General features: G+C 40.4%; 20 protein-coding genes and 1 pseudogene. 6 read left to right on the forward strand and 15 right to left on the reverse strand.

Annotation, left to right across the window (positions count from 1 at the left end; genetic code table 11):
- Nucleotides 1-847 precede the first annotated feature (847 nt).
- A complete protein-coding gene (locus O2S85_RS18020) occupies nucleotides 848-2011 on the forward strand; it encodes an N-acetylmuramoyl-L-alanine amidase family protein (RefSeq protein ID WP_269410658.1) in 1164 nt (387 codons plus the stop codon).
- Nucleotides 2012-2317: 306 nt separating this feature from the next.
- Here the strand turns inward: O2S85_RS18020 and O2S85_RS18025 are convergent, their stop codons facing one another.
- The 5 genes from O2S85_RS18025 to O2S85_RS18045 all read right to left on the reverse strand — a co-directional run bounded on the left by O2S85_RS18025 (nucleotide 2318) and on the right by O2S85_RS18045 (nucleotide 6800).
- Nucleotides 2318-3349, reverse strand: coding sequence for a MerR family transcriptional regulator (locus tag O2S85_RS18025; RefSeq protein ID WP_269410659.1), 1032 nt, complete (start codon nucleotides 3347-3349; stop codon nucleotides 2318-2320).
- Nucleotides 3350-3810: 461 nt separating this feature from the next.
- Nucleotides 3811-4284, reverse strand: a complete 474-nt coding sequence (locus O2S85_RS18030; RefSeq protein ID WP_269410660.1) for a thioesterase family protein — start codon at nucleotides 4282-4284, stop codon at nucleotides 3811-3813.
- A 106-nt stretch (nucleotides 4285-4390) separates the two neighbouring features.
- The gene (locus O2S85_RS18035) at nucleotides 4391-5353 is read right to left on the reverse strand and encodes a 3-hydroxyacyl-CoA dehydrogenase NAD-binding domain-containing protein (protein WP_269410661.1); all 963 of its coding nucleotides are present in this window, start codon (nucleotides 5351-5353) and stop codon (nucleotides 4391-4393) included.
- A gap of 3 nt (nucleotides 5354-5356) precedes the next feature.
- Nucleotides 5357-6250 carry a beta-keto acid cleavage family enzyme gene (locus O2S85_RS18040; protein ID WP_269410662.1) on the reverse strand — a complete coding sequence of 298 codons (894 nt, stop codon included), beginning with the start codon at nucleotides 6248-6250 and terminating at the stop codon, nucleotides 5357-5359.
- Nucleotides 6243-6800, reverse strand: coding sequence for a GbsR/MarR family transcriptional regulator (locus tag O2S85_RS18045; RefSeq protein ID WP_269410663.1), 558 nt, complete (start codon nucleotides 6798-6800; stop codon nucleotides 6243-6245). The genes O2S85_RS18040 and O2S85_RS18045 overlap by 8 nt, the downstream gene beginning before the upstream one ends.
- Nucleotides 6801-7043: 243 nt before the next feature.
- Between O2S85_RS18045 and O2S85_RS18050 the strand changes: the two genes are divergently transcribed.
- Nucleotides 7044-8681, forward strand: coding sequence for a BCCT family transporter (locus O2S85_RS18050; protein WP_269410664.1), 1638 nt, complete (start codon nucleotides 7044-7046; stop codon nucleotides 8679-8681).
- A gap of 83 nt (nucleotides 8682-8764) precedes the next feature.
- Here O2S85_RS18050 and O2S85_RS18055 read toward each other — a convergent pair whose 3' ends face one another.
- The 3 genes from O2S85_RS18055 to rlmN form a co-directional block, all read right to left on the reverse strand.
- Nucleotides 8765-9358, reverse strand: a complete 594-nt coding sequence (locus O2S85_RS18055) for a hypothetical protein (protein ID WP_269410665.1) — start codon at nucleotides 9356-9358, stop codon at nucleotides 8765-8767.
- Between the two features lie 6 nt (nucleotides 9359-9364).
- A complete protein-coding gene (locus O2S85_RS18060) occupies nucleotides 9365-10576 on the reverse strand; it encodes a ParM/StbA family protein (RefSeq protein ID WP_269410666.1) in 1212 nt (403 codons plus the stop codon).
- Nucleotides 10577-12205: 1629 nt separating this feature from the next.
- Complete coding sequence (gene rlmN, locus O2S85_RS18065) at nucleotides 12206-13273, reverse strand: dual-specificity RNA methyltransferase RlmN (RefSeq protein ID WP_269410667.1); 1068 nt, start codon at nucleotides 13271-13273, stop codon at nucleotides 12206-12208.
- A 367-nt stretch (nucleotides 13274-13640) separates the two neighbouring features.
- On the opposite strand from rlmN, the gene O2S85_RS18070 reads away from it, so the two are divergent.
- Nucleotides 13641-14651: an LLM class flavin-dependent oxidoreductase gene (locus tag O2S85_RS18070; protein ID WP_269410668.1), complete on the forward strand. Its 1011-nt coding sequence runs from the start codon at nucleotides 13641-13643 to the stop codon at nucleotides 14649-14651.
- A gap of 91 nt (nucleotides 14652-14742) precedes the next feature.
- Here the strand turns inward: O2S85_RS18070 and O2S85_RS18075 are convergent, their stop codons facing one another.
- From O2S85_RS18075 to O2S85_RS18085, 3 genes are read right to left on the reverse strand one after another with little or no spacing between them, the layout of a single operon-like run.
- A complete protein-coding gene (locus tag O2S85_RS18075) occupies nucleotides 14743-15057 on the reverse strand; it encodes a DMT family transporter (protein ID WP_269410669.1) in 315 nt (104 codons plus the stop codon).
- Entirely contained in the window at nucleotides 15057-15398 is a 342-nt protein-coding gene (locus O2S85_RS18080; RefSeq protein WP_269412641.1) for a DMT family transporter, read from the reverse strand. The genes O2S85_RS18075 and O2S85_RS18080 overlap by 1 nt, the downstream gene beginning before the upstream one ends.
- 49 nt (nucleotides 15399-15447) lie before the next feature.
- The gene (locus O2S85_RS18085; protein ID WP_269410670.1) at nucleotides 15448-16026 is read right to left on the reverse strand and encodes a TetR/AcrR family transcriptional regulator; all 579 of its coding nucleotides are present in this window, start codon (nucleotides 16024-16026) and stop codon (nucleotides 15448-15450) included.
- Nucleotides 16027-16154: 128 nt separating this feature from the next.
- Here O2S85_RS18085 and O2S85_RS18090 point away from each other — a divergent pair, with 128 nt between their 5' ends.
- A complete protein-coding gene (locus tag O2S85_RS18090) occupies nucleotides 16155-16625 on the forward strand; it encodes a YndM family protein (protein WP_269410671.1) in 471 nt (156 codons plus the stop codon).
- A 71-nt stretch (nucleotides 16626-16696) separates the two neighbouring features.
- Here O2S85_RS18090 and wrbA read toward each other — a convergent pair whose 3' ends face one another.
- Nucleotides 16697-17308, reverse strand: a complete 612-nt coding sequence (gene wrbA, locus O2S85_RS18095; protein ID WP_269410672.1) for an NAD(P)H:quinone oxidoreductase — start codon at nucleotides 17306-17308, stop codon at nucleotides 16697-16699.
- Nucleotides 17309-17741: 433 nt separating this feature from the next.
- On the opposite strand from wrbA, the gene O2S85_RS18100 reads away from it, so the two are divergent.
- Both O2S85_RS18100 and O2S85_RS18105 read left to right on the forward strand, forming a co-directional pair.
- Nucleotides 17742-18359, forward strand: coding sequence for an NUDIX hydrolase (locus O2S85_RS18100; protein ID WP_269410673.1), 618 nt, complete (start codon nucleotides 17742-17744; stop codon nucleotides 18357-18359).
- Between the two features lie 200 nt (nucleotides 18360-18559).
- Nucleotides 18560-19360, forward strand: a complete 801-nt coding sequence (locus O2S85_RS18105) for an N-acetylmuramoyl-L-alanine amidase (protein WP_269410674.1) — start codon at nucleotides 18560-18562, stop codon at nucleotides 19358-19360.
- 99 nt (nucleotides 19361-19459) lie between these two features.
- On the opposite strand, the pseudogene O2S85_RS18110 reads toward O2S85_RS18105, so the two are convergent.
- From O2S85_RS18110 to O2S85_RS18120, 3 genes and pseudogenes are all read right to left on the reverse strand, one after another.
- Nucleotides 19460-19933: pseudogene (locus O2S85_RS18110) on the reverse strand (SDR family NAD(P)-dependent oxidoreductase); the annotation flags it as partial.
- A 138-nt stretch (nucleotides 19934-20071) separates the two neighbouring features.
- Nucleotides 20072-20470, reverse strand: a complete 399-nt coding sequence (locus O2S85_RS18115; RefSeq protein ID WP_269410675.1) for a PaaI family thioesterase — start codon at nucleotides 20468-20470, stop codon at nucleotides 20072-20074.
- Nucleotides 20471-20559: 89 nt separating this feature from the next.
- Entirely contained in the window at nucleotides 20560-21744 is a 1185-nt protein-coding gene (locus O2S85_RS18120; protein ID WP_269410676.1) for a thiolase family protein, read from the reverse strand.
- Nucleotides 21745-21762: the final 18 nt, after the last annotated feature.

A 21762-nucleotide genomic window follows, 5' to 3' on the forward strand; every position in this document is an offset into this window, starting at 1 on the left:
TTCTAATAAAAATTACTTATCGTCTTTTCAGCTTTATCGTAATCACAAAGTTGATAATAGTCAAAACCAATGCAGCTATTGAAGCAGCTAATGCAAAATACAACATTATTTCACTCCTCGCTTGCATTATTTTCATAAAGAGGATATGATATACATAAGATAATGAAAGGGGAAAGAGGGTAAACCCCTCAATCCCGGTTGGTTTTCTCGGTCTTCTTTGTTGTTGCGAACAGAGAAGACTTTTTCTTTTGATTGCGGTTTTCTATCATGGTGGTCAATAGTTGCAATATAGCAACAGGCACATTACAGATTGCCACAATCAGAAGTAAAATCTCTTCTATTTCTTACTCACCTCCTTTCTACAAGGAGAGTGGAGGTATCATATCCTCAAAACTATTATAACAAGTTTAAAAATTTTTGCACGCATTTGTTCGCCAACCACTCTTTGCTTTAGTCCACAGTATATAATAATCATATATGGAATATTGCCCGGGAAATAACCAATATCAATCCCGCCCCTCTTACACATATTATTCCCCTGTATCCCGCTATTAAGTGCTGTATTTCACTGATCATCAAGCGTCTTTACCAGTGTTTTAGCAACTTTACATCTTGTACCTTTAGAAAAATGTGATTCCATATTTGTCTTCTTAATAAACAATGATTTGGCAACGAACATATTTCATTCTTCTACAAAAATCAATGATAATCTTCCTAAAAAAACATACGTTCCTTAGTCCTTTTTCATTAATTTGCTTAAATTTAGTTTACTATCCGGCTATCTTTGTCCATACTGAATATCATAAATAAATTATACCATTCTATGAAATTGCTTTGAGGAGGAACTATGTTGCGAAAAATATGTTTTACATTGGGTATTGCTGTTTTGTTTTCTTTATTCTTTATTCCCCAAGTCAGTCATGCTGAGGATGGTCAAACATACAAAGTCAATGGCACAACCGTGAATGTCAGGACAGCTGCTTCGACTGACTCGGATGTGATTGGGAAACTACACGAAGGGGATGAAATTGATATCTTTCAGGAGTCACATGGTTGGCTACAAACATATTACAACGATCAGGAAGCATGGGTGGCATCGCAGTTTATGACACCTGCTGATTCTGACAGTCAATCCAATATTACAGCATCGTCGAAGGAAACCATTACAGCGCCATCATCTAAAGTAAGGATCCGAACAGGTCCAGGGACAGAATATAGCATTATCGGTCAGACAACTGAGGGTGAAACGTACCCTTTACTGGAAACAACGAATGATTGGTACAAAGTCACCCTTGAAGATGGACAAACTGGGTGGATCGCGTCATGGTTAACAGGTGATCCTGAACAAGAGAACGCACAGGGGAAAACAGAGACTGAAGATCATGGGCAGCAAACAGAGCAAGTCGAACCTGACACAAAAAATAATAAACCACAGGGAGAACAAGCAGACACTGAGGCACCTGCAAATGGGACGCTTGAAGGTTATACGGTTGTTCTTGACCCCGGGCATGGTGGCAAAGATCCCGGCTCAAGTGCACAGGACGGTACTTATGAAAAGGACTATACACTTTCTGTAGCGAACAAGGTTGCCGCAAAACTTCAGAATGCCGGTGCAAATGTGATCGAAACAAGAACCGATGACACGTTTGTTTCATTACAAAATCGTGTAAATATAAGTGGAACAAACAATGCCAATGCCTTTATCAGCCTGCATTTTAACGCGTATCCGGAATCTACCATAAATGGGTTCAGTACCCATTATTATGCAACTGAAGACAGCAGACTGGCACAAGATGTACAATCAGCACTAAGCAGAAATATGGTACTTTCCAGTCGCGGTATTACGAAGAGTGACTACCATGTCTTACGCGAAAACAGTGAACCGGCAATTTTAATTGAGCTGGGCTTTATCACCAATACGAATGATTTAGCCAACATCCAAACTGATTATTACCAAAATGCTGTGGCTGATGGCGTTACTGAAGGATTAATCAATTATTTTCAGAATTGAGTGAGTACCAGGCACGCGGACAATTCGGGAAATTTGAGTGAATGGAAAGGAAGGCTGTCTCGGGATAGAGGCAGCCTTTTTTATTTTGAACACGGGCTAATTCAGCTAAAGAGAGCCCTTCTATGTGTATAACAAAATTTTCATTGGAAGTGTGGTAAATCATTTGCCCAGGTTTGCGTTGAAAAATTGATCGTTGGTATTTTGGCCTCAACAATTCTTATTGGCGCAACTTCATCAACAACTTTTTCATCATAATCCAATATGGTGACTAAAACGAATTGATCAGGAAAGAGATCGCGAACCTTGTTATTTCAAAGCATAAATCATATTCAAAATATCATTAAATCGATAAGTCTTAACATCATATCCTCTTTCCATCAACCAATCCATCAGCTTTGATTGATCGGCATAAAACTCATCTTCTATCGCCTTGATTGCCAGCCTATTTTCCTCCTGATGAAACGAATCGATTACTTGTTGGCGATGTTGATCGTTCTCAAACATTAAATCAACAATACAAATCTGTCCATTATCTTTCAAAACACGGTCCATTTCTACGAGCGCAAGCAATTTTTGTCCATCCGGAATATGATGCAAGGCATAGCTTGTCACCACTCCATCTACTTGATTATCCAAAAGTGGTAAAGCGAGAAAGTGACCTTTGCGGGTATCAATCGCTGGATGCTTATGATTGCACTGTTTTAACATTTCCTCTGACTGGTCAACACCAATAACGTTGACTCCCTGTGCTAAAAACTGCGAACCAAGGTTTCCGGTGCCAATTCCAATATCTAAACAACTATCACCGGAGTTCAATTGCATCGTATGCACGGCTTTAGCTAATGCTTGTTCATAATCTTGATGGACATTAAAACGATCCCCGTGCATCTTAATGTGCTGATCATAATTCGCAGCTTGTTTATCAAAATTCCATTGGTCTTCCCAATTTTTACGGATATGTTTCATTGCTTTTAAATGTTGGGCTAACTCATAAATTTCACTGGTAAAATCCTCATTTTCGGTATGCTCCAGCATCCGATCAATAGTTTCAATCATGTCTTTCATTTCAAGCCATTTCTCAAACAGAACCGAGCGCTGAATATTCAAGTATTGTTTCATACTCATGTTTGGATTTGCCAAAAGTTCTTGTATGTCACGTACGGAAACACCAACTTCCCGTAACGCTAGAATCGTGCTCAGCCGCATCAAATCCGCTTCATGGAATACCCGATAATCATTTTCTCCATCTTTTTTCGGAAACAGCAATCCCTTTTCCTCGTAAAAGCGTATTGATCTTGCTGTCGTATTCATCTGCTTTGCAACCTCTTTTATATGCATTTTCACACCCCCTTCCCTTACACTATAAACGTTAACGTAAGGGAAAGGTAAAGGATTTTTCAAGTGTTTTTTTAAATATGTTAAACTAACATCATTACAGTGAAAGGTAGGGAACTTTTTGGACCAGCAAATGGAACAATTGACTCATGAAGCGAAGAAGCGGTTTGGACTTGATCATTATTATTTAAACAGACACCATTACTTTTCGATTATGGTGTCCATGCTGTTACTGGAGAAGTAATACCATTGGATGAGTTTTAATAGTAGGGGGAGAGGGCGTCAAATACTGATAACCCTACCTTTGAACAGACCAGATACTGCTTTTCACTTTCTCTTTATAAGGTTTATCGGCGATTTTGGTTTTTTAACGGCGGTTTTGCATGATTTATCGGTGAATTTCACCCTTCTAGCGGGCGGTTTCCAAAATATGGTGGGACAAGGAGCCTGTCCTCATGTCCCACTCATTTGCGCCGGATGCCGATGATGCGGCCTGCTTCTTTTGGTTTTTCTGCTGGTGTATATTGGTCAGCGAGCGCTTTTACTTTGGTATAGACATCATTTGGAAATGGTGCTGGTCTTCCAGTGGATTGATCGATACCCATTAGCATTTGTTCGCTGGTTGCTGCACGTTTTCCGTCTTCACCGTACAATTCATAAAAAACATGCATGCGTTTTGCATCGTAATCAAGGATTTGCAAATGAACTTCAAATGGTTCATCCAGTTTCATTTCGGCCAGATAGCAGACATGCGTCTCCATCGTATAGATCGTATAATGCTGTTCTTCCCGAAAAGTATCATCAATACCAATTAATTTCATCAAGCGGTCGACGCCCCAACTGAATGCCCGAACATATTCTGCATCATTCATATGTCCATTATAATCGATCCATTCCTTTTGGACGCGATTTTGCAAAATAACTTTTCCCTCTGCCATTTTAATCCCTCCCTTATCAGGAATAAAGCTATGAAACAAGTAACCTGGGAACTCATGTTTAGCTCCGGCACCTCGATTAAGAAGCGGTGCTCGGAGCCGTTCTTTCTTACAGATTTCCGTTTAGATTAGCTGCTGGCCAATATTTTTCCAACAGTTGCTGTAGTTCAATCAGGAATTGGTCACGGCGCGTTTCAAGAGCTTCCATTGATACGCCTTCCGTTTGCGCTTCACTGCCGGTAATAACTTTTTCCGCAAGTTCATCCGTTAATTCCGGTGCGACAAGTTTAGTCCACGGTAGCTTCAATGCTGGGCCAAATTGTTCCAGTAAATGACGCATACCGGCTTTTCCACCACCCATATGCAAGGTTAAGAAAGGTCCCATTAATGCCCAGCGTAGTCCAGGCCCATAAACAATCGATGTGTCTATTTCTTCTGTTGTTGCTGCACCATCATTGACGATATGCAGTGCTTCCCGCCAGATGGCTTCCATCAAACGGTCGGCGATATGGCCTTCTATTTCTTGTCGAACGATTAACGGCTTCATGCGAATGCCTGTATAAAATGCTTGTGCTTGTTTAACAAATTGACCGTCCGTTGCTTTGCCTCCGACTAATTCGACAAGCGGCATTAAGTAAACCGGGTTAAAAGGATGGGCTACAACGACGCGCTCCGGATGTTTCGTACAATCCGCCTGTAATGTACTTGGCAAGATACCAGACGTACTGGATGCGATGACAGCATGTTCAGGCGCATATTGATCGATGTCTGCGATGACTTTTCGTTTCAATGGTTCACGTTCCGGCACATTCTCTTGTACAAAATCTGCCTGACGTAATGCAGTCTCAAGGTCGGATTCAAAATATAGGTTATCCTGCGATGCCTGTGGATCCAGACCATACGTTTCCATTGCCGGCCATGCATGTGCAACTGCTTCACGCATCCGGCCTTCTGCTGTGGCATCTGGATCGGTTGCTGTAACATGATAGCCGTTGGCAAGGAAACGGGTAATCCATCCGTTTCCGATAACGCCAGTACCAACGACGGTAATATTTTTAATTTCTGTTGTCATATATTATGCCTTCTTTCCATTTGGATCCTTCAAATTCAAAAATTCACGTGCTTCTGCAGGGGACATCACGTCTGATCCCAAGCTTTGAATAATACCAACTGCTTTGTCAACTAGTTGTTCATTCGTAGCCAATGTTCCCTTTTTCAAATAAAGGTTGTCTTCTAATCCCACACGAACATTCCCACCTTGCAAGACAGACTCAGCGACCATCGGCATTTGCATCCGTCCGATTCCAAATGCTGCCCAAGTCGCATTTTCTGAAATTCGGGTTCGCATATATGCCAATGTTTCGGCATCTGCATCAGCGCCCCATGGAATACCCAGACAGAATTGGAACATTGGATCCCCATCAATAAGTCCTTCTTTGACTAATTGATTGGCAAAACGTATATGCCCGGTATCAAAGCATTCAAGTTCAGGTTTAACGCCCGCATCCTGAATTAATTTAGCTTGCTTCCGGAGCCAATCAGTCGGGCTGATATAAACCTGATCACCGAAGTTAACACTGCCACAGTCCAACGTACATATTTCCGGCAGTAACATGCCAACTGGTTTGTGGCGTTCCTCTGGTGTTTGCATATCGGTACCTTCTCCGCCTTTGGTTGGGTCGGACTCACTAGGAACCCAGTCACCGCCACCACCAGCAGTGATATTGATAATGACATCCGTATCCGCCTCACGAATACGCTCTACAGCCTCTTTAAATAAATTCGCATCATGACTTAGTTTGCCTGTTTCTGGATCTCTTACATGTAAATGGGCGATTGTTGCCCCTGCCTTCGCTGCTTTGATAGCAGAATCAGCAATTTCCTTAGGTGTCACTGGTACATAGGAACTTTTCTGTGTTGTCTCACCTGCACCGGTAATCGCACAGGATAAAATAACGTTATTATTCAAGATGATTTCCTCCTTGTCTATTTTTTGGAACATGGTTAAAGATCTCGCCGCTTTCAAAAAACTCGGTTAGCCGCTTGATCCAGTCGTAGTAGTCCATCCACTCACGTATCTCGGCAAGAATCTCATCAACCGCCTGTTCATCGGCCTCTGTTAAAGGATGATCTTCCTGTAAATCTTTCAATTTTCCTTGTAGCTTTTGCTCAAAGTGTTTGCTTTTATTAATCGCTTTACGCCAAGTTGAAGTAAATAAAGATACAAAGGTTTGATAATAGTCCTGTTCCACCTGATATAAATCTTTGCGTACACCTTTTTGAAAAACCCTTTCCGCAATATTCAAATCGATCATTTCACGAACAACCTGACTCATGCGGGTCTTACTCATACCGGTCTCAGCCGATAATTCATCAAGTGTCATTGGTGATCTTTTCATATAAATGATTCCCAACACACGCCCAACACTTGTGGAAACACCGAAAGAGCTCATGTTGTCAGCAATCTTGTCAATAAATTGTGTTTTCACGTCCGCAATTTTATCTTTATCGCCTTCCATCGCTTAACACCCATTTCTATTTGACTTAATGGCACTGTAACATAAAGTTACGGCTATCCAAAACGTCAAAAACCCTTGCATTTATGAGCATTTCATAGCAAATGGAAGCATTTCTGTTATAAACTTTATACATAAAAAATTACACAAACTTTATAAACTATATATCTCATTTAGTTAGGATACACATGTGCTGTATATCTTTAGCCATTTAAGAAAGGCTATCAATTAAAGAGGTGAGAAGCAATGAAAGCAAAATTAATCGACTGGCCTACGTTTATTGGTGCAATCGTGTTAATTCTGCTTGTATCCATTCCACTGGCGGTTTTTCCAGAGCAAGGCGGAAAAGTAGTTGACATGGCAAATGAATTTATGACCGGTAATTTCGGTGTTTTATATTTACTAGTCGGGCTGAGTGCTTTCGCCTTTTTACTTTTTGTCGCTTTTAGTAAAAACGGACATGTTAAACTGGGAAGTGAAGAAGATGAAAGGGAGTTTGGCACTTTTTCTTGGGCGGCGATGCTGTTTGCCGCGGGGATTGGATCGAGTATTCTTTATTGGGGAATGATTGAGTGGGCTTATTATTATCAAGGCCCGCCATTTGGAATTGCCCCCGAATCAAAAGAGGCGATCGAGTGGGCATCTTCCTATGGGATGTTTCACTGGGGTCCTATCGCTTGGGCTATTTATACATTACCGGCGCTACCCATCGCCTACTTCTATTACGTACGAAGGAAGCCCGTTTTAAAAATCAGTGAGGCTGTCAGACCAGTTATTGGCCGCCAAGCTGATGGGCCGCTTGGTGTTGTTATTGATGTGTTATTTATGTTTGGATTGATGGGTGGTGCAGGTACTACATTGGCACTTGGAGCGCCCATGATAGCTGAAGGAGTACATGATTTAATTGGAATCCCAATCACCATTTGGTTAAAAATCGCTATCATCCTCTTTTGTACCATTATTTTTGCATTAAGTGCCTATTCGGGGCTAAATAGAGGAATCAAGGTGCTAAGTGATGTCAATATATGGCTGGCTATTTTTATTTTGTTATTTATCTTTTTGTTCGGACCAACATTATTTATTAGTCAAACAACCTTCACAAGTATCGGGATGATTGTTGATAACTTTTTTCATATGGCGACTTGGCTGGAACCGTTTGGAAACTTGGCCGGCTTTAAAGAAACCGGCTTTCCCGAATCCTGGACTATTTTTTATTGGGCGTGGTGGGTAGTTTATGCGCCTTTTGTTGGTTTATTTGTTGCCAGGATATCACGAGGCAGGACGATTCGGGAAATGATTCTCGGGACAATGATCTATGGTACCATTGGATGCATTTTGTTTTTCGGGATTATGGGGAACTTTGGACTGTATTTACAGTTAACCGGAAATTTTGATGTGATTGGTTTTATGAATGAACATGGTGCCTCGGCTGCCATCATTCAAATATTGCACCAGCTGCCAATGCCAATTATCATGGTCGCATTATTTACCATCCTGGCGATTATCTTTTTGGCGACAACATTCGACTCATCCTCTTATATTCTTGCAGCGGTTGTACAAAAGGAAGTTCGGTCGGAGCCATTACGCTGGAACCGTTTATTTTGGGCCTTTACATTATGTTTGCTACCACTCGTATTGATGATTGTCGGCGGGCTAAAAACACTGCAAACCGCTAGCATCGTTGCCGGGTTTCCCGTTATCTTTATCATGTTCCTGCTTGCATGGTCATTCATGAAAGCTTCCAACAGCGATATCAAGGAGTCGGAAGATTATGAAACCCCTACCATTTATATTGATCGAAAAAAGATTCAGGAACAAATTCGTAAGCGCCGGAAGAAACGTTCTGCATTAGAGGCGTTTGAAGATAAGAATACGGATGATTAAGCAAAAAATGAAGTCCGTTCATTTCAAGGCCTAATTCGACTATAGAAAAAAGTCGGCAAGCCATATTAACAGGCTTGCCGGCTTTATCGGTTCATTCGGGAAAAGAAATCGCCAAGTGGATTATCGTCTTCTTCCTGCGCACCTTCTTCTGGATCTGGAAATTCATCCAGGCTATCCATCGTCAAATCATCAAGCGCATCATCATTACCCATGGACGTAGATTCGGACGTAGATTCCATTTGTTCCGCCGGTTGTATCGGTTCAGGCTCAAATTCCTCAGGGATGGTTGTCATTGCTGCTTCCTCCTGCAGATACAATGCCTCATCAATATTGGGCCTGTTACTGTTTAACGCCGCCAACAGTGAAGTTGCCCGTCTTGGGTCATTGATCAACTGATACAATATACTGCCAATCAGCGCCTCTGAGTGTTCGTGTTTCAGCCAGCTCTTTTGTTCCTTTGTTAATTGTTTTGGGAGTGGAATGGTGACTGTTTCACGCTCTCTTACAACTGTTTCATTGACCCCTTTTAGCACAAATTGGGCAATCCGGCTGGAAAAATTTCTCCGCTCCGTTTTTTTTAACCGCTGTAATTGCTTTAATAGATAATCAGGTGTATCAGAGGGGATACGAAAGGTTATCGATTGTCCCCGTTCAATACTTTTTCTCTCACCCATCATATCACCCTATTTTTGTTTCGCTGCTACTTTTGTCTCTTCCTTAACAGCTTGTTTTGGTGCCTGGTTCTTTGCTTGATCTTGTGGCTGTGCTTGTTTACCGATAAATTGGGAAATCAGCTTGTAATAAGCATTCGCCATCATCCAGATACTTTCATTTTCATTCTCAAAAAACTCAATGTTAAATCCATCCAGCTTATTGTTTAATGCCTTCAGGTAATCCTTTAGCACCGCTGAACCGCCACCAACAAAATAGCAAATCTCAGACTGCGAATTTTTCGCCCAAGTATTTCTCAAGAAACGATATTCCTTTTTCGCCAATTCCAAAAGAATATGATCGGTAATATCATGTACACTTGTTCTGCTGCCCTTAACCATGATGTGATGCCGGTCATTTTTTCTGGTAATGATATCGACAACATCACGTCTGCTGTCCAATTCAACACCATGTTTCTTCCGGATTTCTTCACGAATGGATTCCAATGATTCTGCAACACCCAAGTTGAATCCTTGTGCCTTATCATCATCTACATTACGATTTCTAATTACTGCAATATCTGTGGAAAGTCCACCAATGTCTTGAATTAAAATTTGCTTGTCAATCAGATCTTTATTGATTACTTTTAAATCATTATCCATAATCAGGTTGACATATGCTGCAAACCCTTCAGGATAAACCTTTACTTCATCAAATTTAATATTTACTTTTTTTCCTTGGTATCGCGGTGTAACTAAAAATTCAACTTGATGTACCGATCCCAACAGTTGTGAACGATAACCAACGTCTTTACCTTCCTTTACCTCTCTTAGCGGCAATCCTGTACCTAATGTATAGCGTGCATCAATCACATTTTCTCTCGTTTCACTAAATTCACCACTGCTCACCGCATCAAGCGCAATGGATGCGAACAGCATAATCAGGGTTTGGTCCTCTTCTGATTTGCTGCTGCCCGGATCAAGTTCGAATGAATTATCCGTTTTTGTTGCCAGGTTCCCAACCCGGTAAATCGCATTATTTTCTTCCAAAGCAGGGGAGTGGATCCGAATATGTAAATTATCAACCGGATCTTTTTCATCCAATTCCTCGATACCGATAACAGGACGATCCTCCACATCATGTGCAATTACATTTGGGATATATAGTTCACTTTCCAATTTACCAAAATTGGCTTTGACTGCATCATTACCAACATCAACGGCTGCAATTCTTGATTTTGTCATAAGGTTAAATTCCCTCCTATTTAATCTATTACTCTTACAAGAATAATAGATTTACCAAAAATAATCAATCAGACTTTTATCATGTTTTCTTTAACGCTTGCATGCACACAATTTGCACACAGCTTTGTGCCAATATGTATACACTTTTGTATTCATGTAATCCCATTCGTAAACTTTTATGTTTTCATTTTTGCATACAAGAACACATTTTTTGTCCACTTGTGTTCACAAAAGTAAACATGTATGCAATTAACGCAAACATAGATTTTGCAGACTTTAAGGTGGCGAAAATATATGAATATTATTTAGCTATCATAACAGGCAGGGTTATATTTTTTTTACATGCGACAAAAAAGGAATATATGACAGCAATTTTACTGTTTCTACAAATTCATACAAAAAACGCCCCAAGGTGACCCCGACACAAGAGAAAGAGAGAGTTTTGTTTTATCTGTAAAACTGTTCTTAGATTAAGATTTCATTAAATAAGGTGGGGTCTAACTAACGTCAATATATTATTAAAGCAATGATCAATGTTTGACGTTATTTGTCGATTTATCTTTCACAATGAAAATCTCTATTTATTTGAGAGAAAACATCATTATAAGACTTTTTTTCTGTAATTACTTTTCAGCCAGTAACATGAATGTCGAATTAGTTCTTCCATTTCATTGTAAGTGGTAAAAATGATTGAGATTATCAAAAAAGGTAAGGTGATGTCATATAAAGTTGAAATGTGGAAGTTTTTATCACGAATGTATGTGTAGCATTCCGATACCTCTAACGGTGGCAAATGGAAACACAGATGTTGCGGAAAATGTCGTGGTTGATATTGGAATATATATGCAGCACATCACAGCCATATGGTATTTATTGATTAAACCACATCCTGTAGATGAAAACTAACCATCGGTGGGGAGATGAGGTGGTAAAGAACGCAGCGCCTTTATGTACTTCACCGGAACTAGTATGGCCTGCTTACCAATTCCTGATAAGTGAGGTCTTGCCTCTTGCAGAATTTTAGCTATTATTGTCTACCAAAATAAAATCAAATACTTGCTAAATATTTCAACCTCCGCAATATTTGACATATATTTCACCTGAACTGTTTAGGATGAGTAGAGTAGAGAAATAGAAGTGGACAAATTCAATGATGATTCGACAACTGATATGATTTATCAATAACTTCAACACATACTAATTACTTATCATACCTTCAATAGGTTAAAACAAATCAGCTTGACTATGAAGATCTATACTCTTACATGCTGACAAATGTTTTTCATATATCACGTCTGGACCAATCAAAGTTCCCTGCCAGCGTAACGGGTTGTATTTGAATACAATGTCGTACACTGCATCACACCGGATTGCAAGCTTTCTTGTACACATGTAAACATATTTGTACACCCAAAGCAAACGAATTTGTGTACAAGAATACAAAACGCGTCTACAAAAATACATTATTGTATACAAGTATGCAATAATGTATTTTAATTCTTTTAACAAATAATATATCTTAATCAACTGCTTATTTCCTGATCAATTAATTAGGAGACTTTATTGTAGACTAATTGGAGGGAATTGAATATATAAAGACGCATCTTGTTAAGATGCGTCTTTATATATTCAGCCAACATTTTTCTTTTTTATTTGCTTACTGCGCAACTGACCGCATGCGGCATCGATATCCGCACCATTTTCCCAGCGTACACCACAGTTTATACCATGCTTCTTTAATGTTTCAAAGAAAGTTTGAATAGATTCCTTTTCACTACGTTGGTATTGGTTATGTTCATCAACTGGATTATAGGGTATCAGATTAACATATGTCAGATGGCGCTTATCCCGAAGTAATCTGGCAAGCTGTTCCGCCTCTTCTACATGATCATTTACATCCCGAAGCATGATGTATTCATACGTAATCCGGCGATTGACTTTATCCAAATAATAATCAACTGCTTTCATTAATTTTTCAATTGGGAAAGCCTTATTGATTTTCATTATTTTAGTCCGCAATTCATTATTCGGTGCATGTAGGGAAATGGCTAAATTCACTTGCAGACCGGTATCGGCAAACTCATATATTTTATGAGCTAGTCCACTGGTCGAAACAGTTATGTGTCTGGCACCAATGCAAAGTCCCTTATCATCGTTTACAACACGTAAAAAGTCAATCAAATTGGTGAAATTGTCAAATGGCTCCCCAATTCCCATCACGACAATATGACTGACCCGCTCGCCGTCACCTTGTTCATCAAGATGCTTTTGCACGTTCATGATCTGTTCCACAATTTCGCCGCTGGAAAGGTCGCGGTTTTTTCTTAGTAATCCACTAGCGCAAAATGTACAGCCAATATTACAGCCAACCTGCGTTGTAACACAGACCGATAATCCATAATTAAATCGCATTAACACTGTTTCAATTAAGTTACCGTCTTGTAATTTGAACAGGAACTTTTTCGTTCCATCTGCAGACTCCTGTCTAATCTCTTCTTCTAACGTATGGAGCACAAAATTTTCCTCTAACAATGCAATACAATCTTTATTGACGTTTTTCATCTCCGAGAACTGTGTCACACGCTTCTTATATAACCAATTCCACACCTGTTGGGCACGAAATTTCCGTTGTCCTTGCTCTACCAGCCAAGCGGTCAGCTGGTCATAGGTTAATCCGTAGATGGATGGTTTGCTCATTGTATACCCTCATTTCAATACTATGCGTATGTTACCAATACTATATTACTGAAAATACATCAATGGTGCAACCAGCCAAGCTAATCATAAGTTAGCATCAATCGATTTTGATGATATATCGACCTTGGAATCCGAACATCGACTGAATTTGTGGTATTATCGACCTTAGTGTGCGAACATCGACCTAACCGACAAAAACATCGACCACATAGCCTAAATATCAACCCAATTCATGAAAATATCAACCTTGGGAGTGAACATCAACCGATTCCGCGAAACTATACTCTTGGAGCAAGCATTATATTAGACCTCCCACATTGAAAGACGTATCATTTCTTGTAAGGAATTATTACAAGGAGTGAATCAAATGACTTCTAATAAAGCAAAAACTTTTCATCATATCCCACTATCTGTTTTGGATCTTTCCCCCATTAATGAGGGAAGCAACCCTGGTGAATCATTAGCCAATAGTACAGATTTAGCTCAGCATGTGGACAAATGGGGATTCAATCGTTATTGGCTGGCGGAACATCACAATATGCCCGGAATTGCCAGCTCTGCAACATCTGTATTAATTGGCCACATTGCCGGGGCAACAAATCGTATTCGCGTTGGATCCGGTGGCATAATGCTGCCAAACCATGCATCATTGGTGATCGCTGAACAATTTGGCACCTTGGAAACACTCTATCCTGGACGTATTGACCTGGGTCTTGGACGGGCACCAGGCAGTGATCAGGCAACCGCCTTTGCATTAAGACGAACATTAAATATGAGTGTAGAGGACTTTCCTTTACAGGTTGAGGAATTGCAAGGATATTTCGCAGGCACTGAACGGGTTCATGCAGTTCCTGGTGAAGGATTGGATATTCCTATCTGGCTGCTTGGTTCCAGTGACTTTAGTGCACAGCTTTCTGCACATAAAGGATTGCCATTCTCGTTTGCCAGTCACTTTTCACCGAATTACACCATTCCAGCGTTACATTTATACAGGGAGCGGTTCCAACCATCGAAGTCGCTTGAAAAGCCTTATGCTATGCTAGGTGTCAATGTTATTGCTGCAGATACGGATGAAGAAGCACAATATTTAGCAACGTCCCATCAGCAACAGTTTTTAAATATCCGCAATGGACGCCCGGCGAAATTACAACCGCCAATTGAAGATACAAAAAACGCTTGGTCAGAAATGGAACAGGCGGCAGTTGCAAGTTCCATGGAATCACCTGCTACCATTGTTGGCGGGCCGGAGACTGTGAAACGTGGTCTGGAAAGCTTTTTGGAACAGACCAAAGCCGATGAGTTCATTATCAGTTCGCAAATTTTTGACCATCAAGCCCGTTTGCATTCGTATGAAGTTATCAGTGACTTGATGGATTAAACCTCTTATCATAAGCTTGGACATCAATGATATACTTCCTTAACCGAAGAAAAAAGGCATGATTTTTCAATATATCATGCTTTTTTCTATTTCAAGATAATGCCTTTAGTCCAACAACGCCAATAATGATCACTATTAAACTCAACATCCGAAAGTAACTTTTCGATTCCCCGAAAAATATCATATTTAAAAGCACCGCTCCTGCTGTACCGATGCCAATGAAGACGGCATAGGCAACACTAATCTGCAAATATAAAAACGCCATGTATAAAAATGCAAATGACCCGCCAAGGCCACCCAGGTAAATAACCCCATTTTTCACTGTCCTTGCATGACTAAACAGCCTCAGTCCCAGCACGCCAATCACTTCAAACACTGCCGCCAATAATATATACATCCAACCCATTAGTTTGTTACTCCTTCTGTTTGTTGTTCATCGGAAAGTTTTAAGCCAACGACACCGGCAACGATAACTATCATAAACAAGATTTTTCCAGTGGTTAACTGTCGGTCAAAGAGAAATACATCCATCAGTGCTGTTCCAACTGTACCTGCAGCAGCAAAAATAGCGTATACCGTACCTGTAGGGAGATTTTCACACGCCTTGGCAAGAAAGTGCAGATCAAATGGAATTACACACAAGATTAATACCCAGTGCCACCACTCGGATGCAGTGTTAAATCCATACACCCACACTAATTCAAACAAACTTGTTAATACAACATATATCCATGATTTATTCAACATGTTCACTCCATTCATGACTGACAATCAGTCACTATAAACTTAAAAAACACTAGTCACGCAGACCCAGCGCATATTCTGCAAACATTAATACAGCTTTCTTTTTCATATCAATGGTTTCATCGTCCATTTGTGAATACAAAAAGCATTGTTCTGCGGTTGATTCAATCAATCCAATGAGTACTTCTGCGGTTCGCTGAATATCAAATGCTTCCCGAATTGCTCCATCCGCTTTAGCCTGCATTAAAAAGTCACGCATCCACCAATAATATGGTTCATATATGGCTTCCCATTCCTTCAGATAATCTGTTGCTGCCAGCCCGGAATAGATCAAAGCAAAAATTTCCCGATACTCATCTGTTATTGCAAATACTACGTCAACCACTGTTTCGAGTTGTTTAGAAAAGGGAAGATTCTCATCCACATTTTCTTTTATCTGAACAAGAGTTTTCTCCATCATCTCTTCAGCTATTGACGGCATTACGGCAAACTTGGAAGAAAAGTATAAGTAAAATGTCCCTTGTGCAATACCAGCATCTTTGACAATATCAGATATTTTTGTTTTTTCAATGCCTTTTTCCCGAAAAACATGAATTGCGGATTGAATGATGCGATCTTTTTTATCCTCCACAAAATCCCTCCGTAACTGACTGATTATCATTCATTTTATCGACTTCATTTTAACCTGTCAATGAATAATATTTACTACCGGATTGTCAAATACTAAAACAAAACCAAAGACAAGAGAGGTGTACAATCATGCAACATCTGAAAGCATTAGGACTTAAATTTTTGGCCATAGCGTTTACCATATATACCATCTTCGGCATCTTTTCCGGTGCGGGGTGGGTAAACTTATTTTGGATTAGCCTATTCGTTACAGCCATTTCTTATCTGATTGGTGATATGATCATATTGAGACAGTTTGGCAATATTACCGCGACTATCGCTGACTTTGCCTTAACCTTCTTTTCGTTATTTATTCTGGGAGGCCTATTTCTCAATGCCAATATCCCAATCATTACGACCTCGATCCTATCAGCCTTTTTTATAACTTGTTGTGAACCATTCATCCACGGTTTTATTGTTAACCATTTTTCCCCTGATGAATATGAACGAAAAGACTGGCGAACGATGAACCAGCTGCAAACGGAATTCGCTGAGGAAACAAATGAACATACCTTAAGAGTTGAAAAAGAAAAGGACGATAAAAAGGACCGGGATAGATGATTATCCAGGATTTTTTACAACTAAAAATGGCTAACCGAAAATGATTCCGGTTAGCCATTTATGATTATTACTTATTTATTTCCCGCTTTAATCCGGCTAGCAATATCAACAGTCCGTTTTGCTTGTACTTCCACTGCTGGTTGTACATTGTTGACAATATTTCCTTCCGCATCAACGGTGGCACTTGCGCCATATGGATTTCCGCCGGTTGTGAACAATACAGGGTCAGTGTATCCTGGTGCAGCAATAATCGCGCCCCAGTGCATAAAGGAAGTATAAAGAGAGAGAATACTTGCTTCCTGACCACCGTGATCATTTTGGGCAGAAGACATTGCACTAACGACCTTATTTACTAATGCACCACTCGCCCATAGTCCGCCTTGCATATCAAGAAATTGCTTCATTTGCGAGGCAATGCCGCCAAATCGTGTAGCTGTACTAAAGATGATGGCATCTGCCCATTGCAAATCATCAGAGGTTGCCTCCTGGATATCTGCTGTTGCTTCATGATTGGCCTTCCAAGCTGGATTGGATGCAATTGCTGCTTCTGGAGCCAATTCCGTAACTTTCAACAGACGTACTTCGGCACCGGCTTTTGTTGCGGCATCTTCAGCCCATTTCGCCATTTTATAGTTTGTTCCAGTTGAACTGTAATAGATAATTGCTAATTTAACATTTTCCATCTTGTTTGTTGTCTCCTTCTTGGTTGAATGATTTCAAAATAATTTTTCCAAAAATCCAATGGTTTAAGTCTCCTTAAGCCACATCAGATTGAAATAAGTATCCATCACAAGGATGCATATTTATGTGTGTCCATAAAGTGAAACTTAAAATACTCCTGTACTTCGTTTTGTCTATTCTTTGCAAAAACCTCCTTTATTATTTACTTTTCTATATCAAAACGAAATTACAATACGTATTTTTATCAAGTTAGTTACTTTATGTAAGTATTATACATAAACATTACAATTGTGTCAAGTAAGTTTGTTATTATATGTAACCTTAGTGCATTACATTATCAAAATACAGATCAAACACGAAATTGTATGTCTATCCATTAATGATATCTAACAATTTCTAGTATAATGAACATAAATGATCATGGGGGTATGAAAAATGAACCTAACAGACATTATCGCAAAGCTAAACGGTCGAAAACCTACCATTCTTGGTTATGATAATTTTCACAAACACGCCATCCTGCTGCCGTTAATCGAGAAAAACAATGAAGTCCATATACTATTTGAGGTAAGGTCCATGAAACTGCGCAGCCAGCCCGGGGATATTTGTTTTCCGGGCGGCAAAATTGACCCGACCGATCCTGATCCTGAGTATTGTGCGATTCGCGAAACGACGGATGAACTAGGGATATCGAAAACATCGATTGAGAATATCAGTCCGCTTGATTACATTGTTGCGGATAACGGACGGATGATTTTCCCGTTTACAGGTACGATCAAAAACGCTGAACAAATAAACCCAAGTCAAGCAGAAGTTGGAGAAATTTTCACCGTACCTTTATCCTATTTCCTTCAGGTAAAACCCGAGATATATAAAGTCTATTTTAAAGTAATACCAGCGGATGATTTTCCATTTGATTTAATTGTTGGGGGAGAAGATTATAATTGGCAGGTACGTCATAAGGATGAGCTCTTTTACCAATATAACGGTAAAGTGATTTGGGGTTTGACCGCCAGAATATTATACCACTTCCTACATTTAATAGACTCCTAATAAGCAGCTAATTCAATATTAGCTGCTCTTTTTTGCACTTTTTCTTAAACACGCCCCTTTCTCTCTTATTCATTCGTTAATAGTAGTGAATAGGCGATGACAATCATGGAAATTGGCAATTAAAAAGACGTCTGTCCAATTGCCATTTTTCCAACTGTCATACGCTATTATTGAAAAAAGAAAGAATGGGGGATATTTAAATGAAACTTTATTTGGATCCTGGTCATGGCGGCAATGATCCGGGTGCACAGGGAAAAGAACTAAAGGAAAAAGATGTTACGCTTGCTATAGCAAAGCACATCCATTCCATTTTAACGCAAGACTATGAAAATGTCAGCGTGAAAATGAGTCGAACCAGCGATAAGACTGTCAGTTTAACCCAACGCACCGATGAGGCGAATAACTGGGGAGCTGACTACTTTTTGTCGATTCACTGTAATTCGTTTAATGGTTCTGCCAAAGGATATGAGGATTATATTCATAGCAGCCTTTCCAGTTCATCCAAAACTGCTGCCTATCAGAATACCATCCATAAAGAAGTCGTCAAGAAAAACCAGTTAAATGATCGGGGTAAAAAGAAGGCTGACTATCATGTATTGCGAGAATCGAAAATGCCAGCACTTTTGACGGAAAACGGATTTATTGACAATTCCCATGATGCTGCATTGATGAAACAGGATGCATGGTGCAAAAAGGTAGCCCAGGGACACGTAAACGGGCTGGCAAAAACTTTTGATCTAAAAAAAAAGAAGGGTAGCTCCAAAACTATTTATCGGGTCATTGCCGGTTCCTTCACTTCTAAAGCAAACGCCAAAAAGCGTGCAGATATGCTGAAAAAGAAAGATATCGATGCATTTGTTGATACGATAATGATTTCCGGTAAGCAATGGTATCGCGTACAGGCAGGGGCATTTTCTGATCAGAAGCATGCGGAAAAACAGTTGAAAAAGGTGATTGATGCTGGTGTGAAAGATGCTTTTATCGCGAAAGAAAACCGGTAGACTGCAAGAACAGGCAATCCAAATGTTTGTATTTGCGATTGCCTAATTTATTTCTCTCTTCATTAATTTAGTTTCGCCAAGGCAACTATATTGCGAATATGAAGTTGAATAGTTTGCCTGCCCTCTGTTTCCCAGTGCCGAAGTGGAAGAAATATTAATGATACGTCCGAACCTATTTTTCACCATATATTTTTGCGCAGCACGTGCAGCGTTAAAAGAGCCTTTTAAATGGACGTCCATCACTTGCTGCCAGTCCTCATTGGTCATTTTAAACAACATATTATCCCGAATAACACCTGCATTATTGACCAGAATATCCAGTGAGCCAAATCTTTCTACCACTTCATCCATCGCTGTCTCTACTTCTTCGGAATGAACAATATTGACATTCTTTGTGTAATAGTCGTAACCGTTGCCTTCGAAAACATCGGCCGCCTCTTGTAACGCTTCGGCATTAATATCAACAATTGCTACTTTAGCACCTTCTTCAGCGAACCATTCTGTAATTCCTCTTCCAATACCTCGACTCCCGCCAGTGACAAATGCTACTTTTCCTTTAAATCTGTTTGTCATTATGAATTCCTCCCACCAATTAAATATTGAACCTTCTTATTCTTTCTCGATCGGCTCAGCTTGAATATCACGCGTTTTCCCTAGTTCTCAATTCAAATCTTCTATCGTGTGTAGCATTCCCAGCTACCTATTATCGCGCTATTCCCTAATTAGCTTAAATGTTCCAGTGCCCTTTGCGAGCATCTCACCCTGCTCTTCCAGTATTTCCCCTTCTGCTGTAACAGTACGATAACCCTGTTGAAGTATTCTTCCTTGGGCAAATAGGCTTCCACTATCGGCTGGAGCAAAGTAATTTACATTTAAGTTCATGGTGATACAACGGGTTCTGGTCGTTGATCGTATAACCATTCCCAGCACAAAATCAATCATGCTGGCATGCACACCGCCATGCAGTATCTGGTTTGCATTTAAAAGCTGCCTGGTAACAGGTAATTTTAAGCGAACATCCCCTTCTTGAAAATGGGTGATTTCAAAACCTAGATGGTAGAAAAACGGGCTTGTTTCAAAACTTTTTCGTACCTCTTCCAGCTGTTGCATCGTAAATAATCCTCCGATCTTTCTTCAATGGTTATAAGAAACTTCCCATTCGACAATATACGACAAAACCTGGGAAGTAACAGGCACCATTAAATACGCTCCATCATCACAGCCATACCCTGACCGCCACCTGCACACAATGTGGCAATACCAAGCTCGTTCCCACGTTTGATCATTTCGTGTAGTAAAGTAGTGATAATTCTAGCACCGCTCGCTCCTACTGGATGCCCTAAAGCAATCGCCCCTCCATTTACATTCACAATTTCAGGATCGAGTGATAACTCACGTATGACTGCCAGAGATTGCGATGCAAAGGCTTCATTCAGCTCGATTAAATCAATATCTTTCACTTGTTTGGATGTTCGGTTTAATAACTTTTTAACAGCTGGAACAGGGCCAATCCCCATCACTTCCGGAGAAACACCGGCAGTTGCCCAATCGACGACCCGGGCTAACGGTTTGAGCCCCATCTTTTTCGCCTGCGATTCTTTCATCATAACCATTGCCGTAGCGCCATCATTACGGCCGCACGCATTTCCAGCCGTCACAGTGCCATTTTCTTTAAACGCAGGCCGCAATTTTGCAAGCTTCTCCATCGTTGTTCCCGGTCGCGGATGTTCATCCTGCTCTACGATTCGTGTTTGCTTTTTCTCTTTTACTTCTACTGGGACAATTTCATCTTTGAACGTTCCCTTTTCGATTGCTCTTGCTGCCCGCCTTTGACTTTCTACCGCAAAAGCGTCCTGGTCTTCTCTTGATATATCATATCTTTCAGCGAGGTTTTCCGCTGTCATCCCCATACCTAAATTTTTCCCATACATTTCAATGGGTTGCTGACCGGCCTCTGTATTAGCATCAACCAGTGTTGGATGGTCCCCACCGAAACGGGCATTTCGCAAATAAAAAGGTGATCGGCTCATACTTTCGGTTCCACCTGTCACAAGTACATCAGCTTGTTCAGAGTAAATTTGTTGCACCCCCGAAGCGAGCGCTTGCATTCCTGAGGCACACAGTCGATTAATCGTAAAAGCAGGGGAAGATTCCGGTATACCTGATCGTAATGCTGCGACTCTTGCAACATTCGAGGATTCTGTGGTTTGGCGGACTTCTCCCATAATCGTTTCATCCACTTGTTCCGGTTTGATGCCTGCTTTTCTGATCGCTCCTTCTATCGCAATGGAAGCCAAATGCCCGGAACTAATATCTTTCAAGGAGCCACCATATCTTCCTATTGGTGTTCTGGCGGCACTGACAATAACAATATTTTCGTTCATCACTATCCCCCCAATTTG

The sequence above is a fragment of the Lentibacillus daqui genome, from assembly GCF_027186265.1.
Lineage (GTDB): Bacteria > Bacillota > Bacilli > Bacillales > Amphibacillaceae > Lentibacillus_C > Lentibacillus_C daqui.

What these genes read in the sequence shown, in the direction of transcription:
- wrbA (WP_269410672.1), bottom strand. Translation starts at nt 17,308, where the DNA reads ATGGAAAATGTTAAATTAGCAATTATCTATTACAGTTCAACTGGAACA.
- O2S85_RS18030 (WP_269410660.1), bottom strand. Translation starts at nt 4,284, where the DNA reads ATGGCAGAGGGAAAAGTTATTTTGCAAAATCGCGTCCAAAAGGAATGG.
- rlmN (WP_269410667.1), bottom strand. Translation starts at nt 13,273, where the DNA reads ATGAGCAAACCATCCATCTACGGATTAACCTATGACCAGCTGACCGCT.
- O2S85_RS18060 (WP_269410666.1), bottom strand. Translation starts at nt 10,576, where the DNA reads ATGACAAAATCAAGAATTGCAGCCGTTGATGTTGGTAATGATGCAGTC.
- O2S85_RS18025 (WP_269410659.1), bottom strand. Translation starts at nt 3,349, where the DNA reads ATGCATATAAAAGAGGTTGCAAAGCAGATGAATACGACAGCAAGATCA.
- O2S85_RS18075 (WP_269410669.1), bottom strand. Translation starts at nt 15,057, where the DNA reads ATGGGTTGGATGTATATATTATTGGCGGCAGTGTTTGAAGTGATTGGC.
- O2S85_RS18050 (WP_269410664.1), top strand. Translation starts at nt 7,044, where the DNA reads ATGAAAGCAAAATTAATCGACTGGCCTACGTTTATTGGTGCAATCGTG.
- O2S85_RS18120 (WP_269410676.1), bottom strand. Translation starts at nt 21,744, where the DNA reads ATGAACGAAAATATTGTTATTGTCAGTGCCGCCAGAACACCAATAGGA.
- O2S85_RS18090 (WP_269410671.1), top strand. Translation starts at nt 16,155, where the DNA reads ATGCAACATCTGAAAGCATTAGGACTTAAATTTTTGGCCATAGCGTTT.
- O2S85_RS18055 (WP_269410665.1), bottom strand. Translation starts at nt 9,358, where the DNA reads ATGATGGGTGAGAGAAAAAGTATTGAACGGGGACAATCGATAACCTTT.
- O2S85_RS18070 (WP_269410668.1), top strand. Translation starts at nt 13,641, where the DNA reads ATGACTTCTAATAAAGCAAAAACTTTTCATCATATCCCACTATCTGTT.
- O2S85_RS18105 (WP_269410674.1), top strand. Translation starts at nt 18,560, where the DNA reads ATGAAACTTTATTTGGATCCTGGTCATGGCGGCAATGATCCGGGTGCA.
- O2S85_RS18115 (WP_269410675.1), bottom strand. Translation starts at nt 20,470, where the DNA reads ATGCAACAGCTGGAAGAGGTACGAAAAAGTTTTGAAACAAGCCCGTTT.
- O2S85_RS18020 (WP_269410658.1), top strand. Translation starts at nt 848, where the DNA reads ATGTTGCGAAAAATATGTTTTACATTGGGTATTGCTGTTTTGTTTTCT.
- O2S85_RS18080 (WP_269412641.1), bottom strand. Translation starts at nt 15,398, where the DNA reads ATGTTGAATAAATCATGGATATATGTTGTATTAACAAGTTTGTTTGAA.
- O2S85_RS18045 (WP_269410663.1), bottom strand. Translation starts at nt 6,800, where the DNA reads ATGGAAGGCGATAAAGATAAAATTGCGGACGTGAAAACACAATTTATT.
- O2S85_RS18035 (WP_269410661.1), bottom strand. Translation starts at nt 5,353, where the DNA reads ATGACAACAGAAATTAAAAATATTACCGTCGTTGGTACTGGCGTTATC.
- O2S85_RS18100 (WP_269410673.1), top strand. Translation starts at nt 17,742, where the DNA reads ATGAACCTAACAGACATTATCGCAAAGCTAAACGGTCGAAAACCTACC.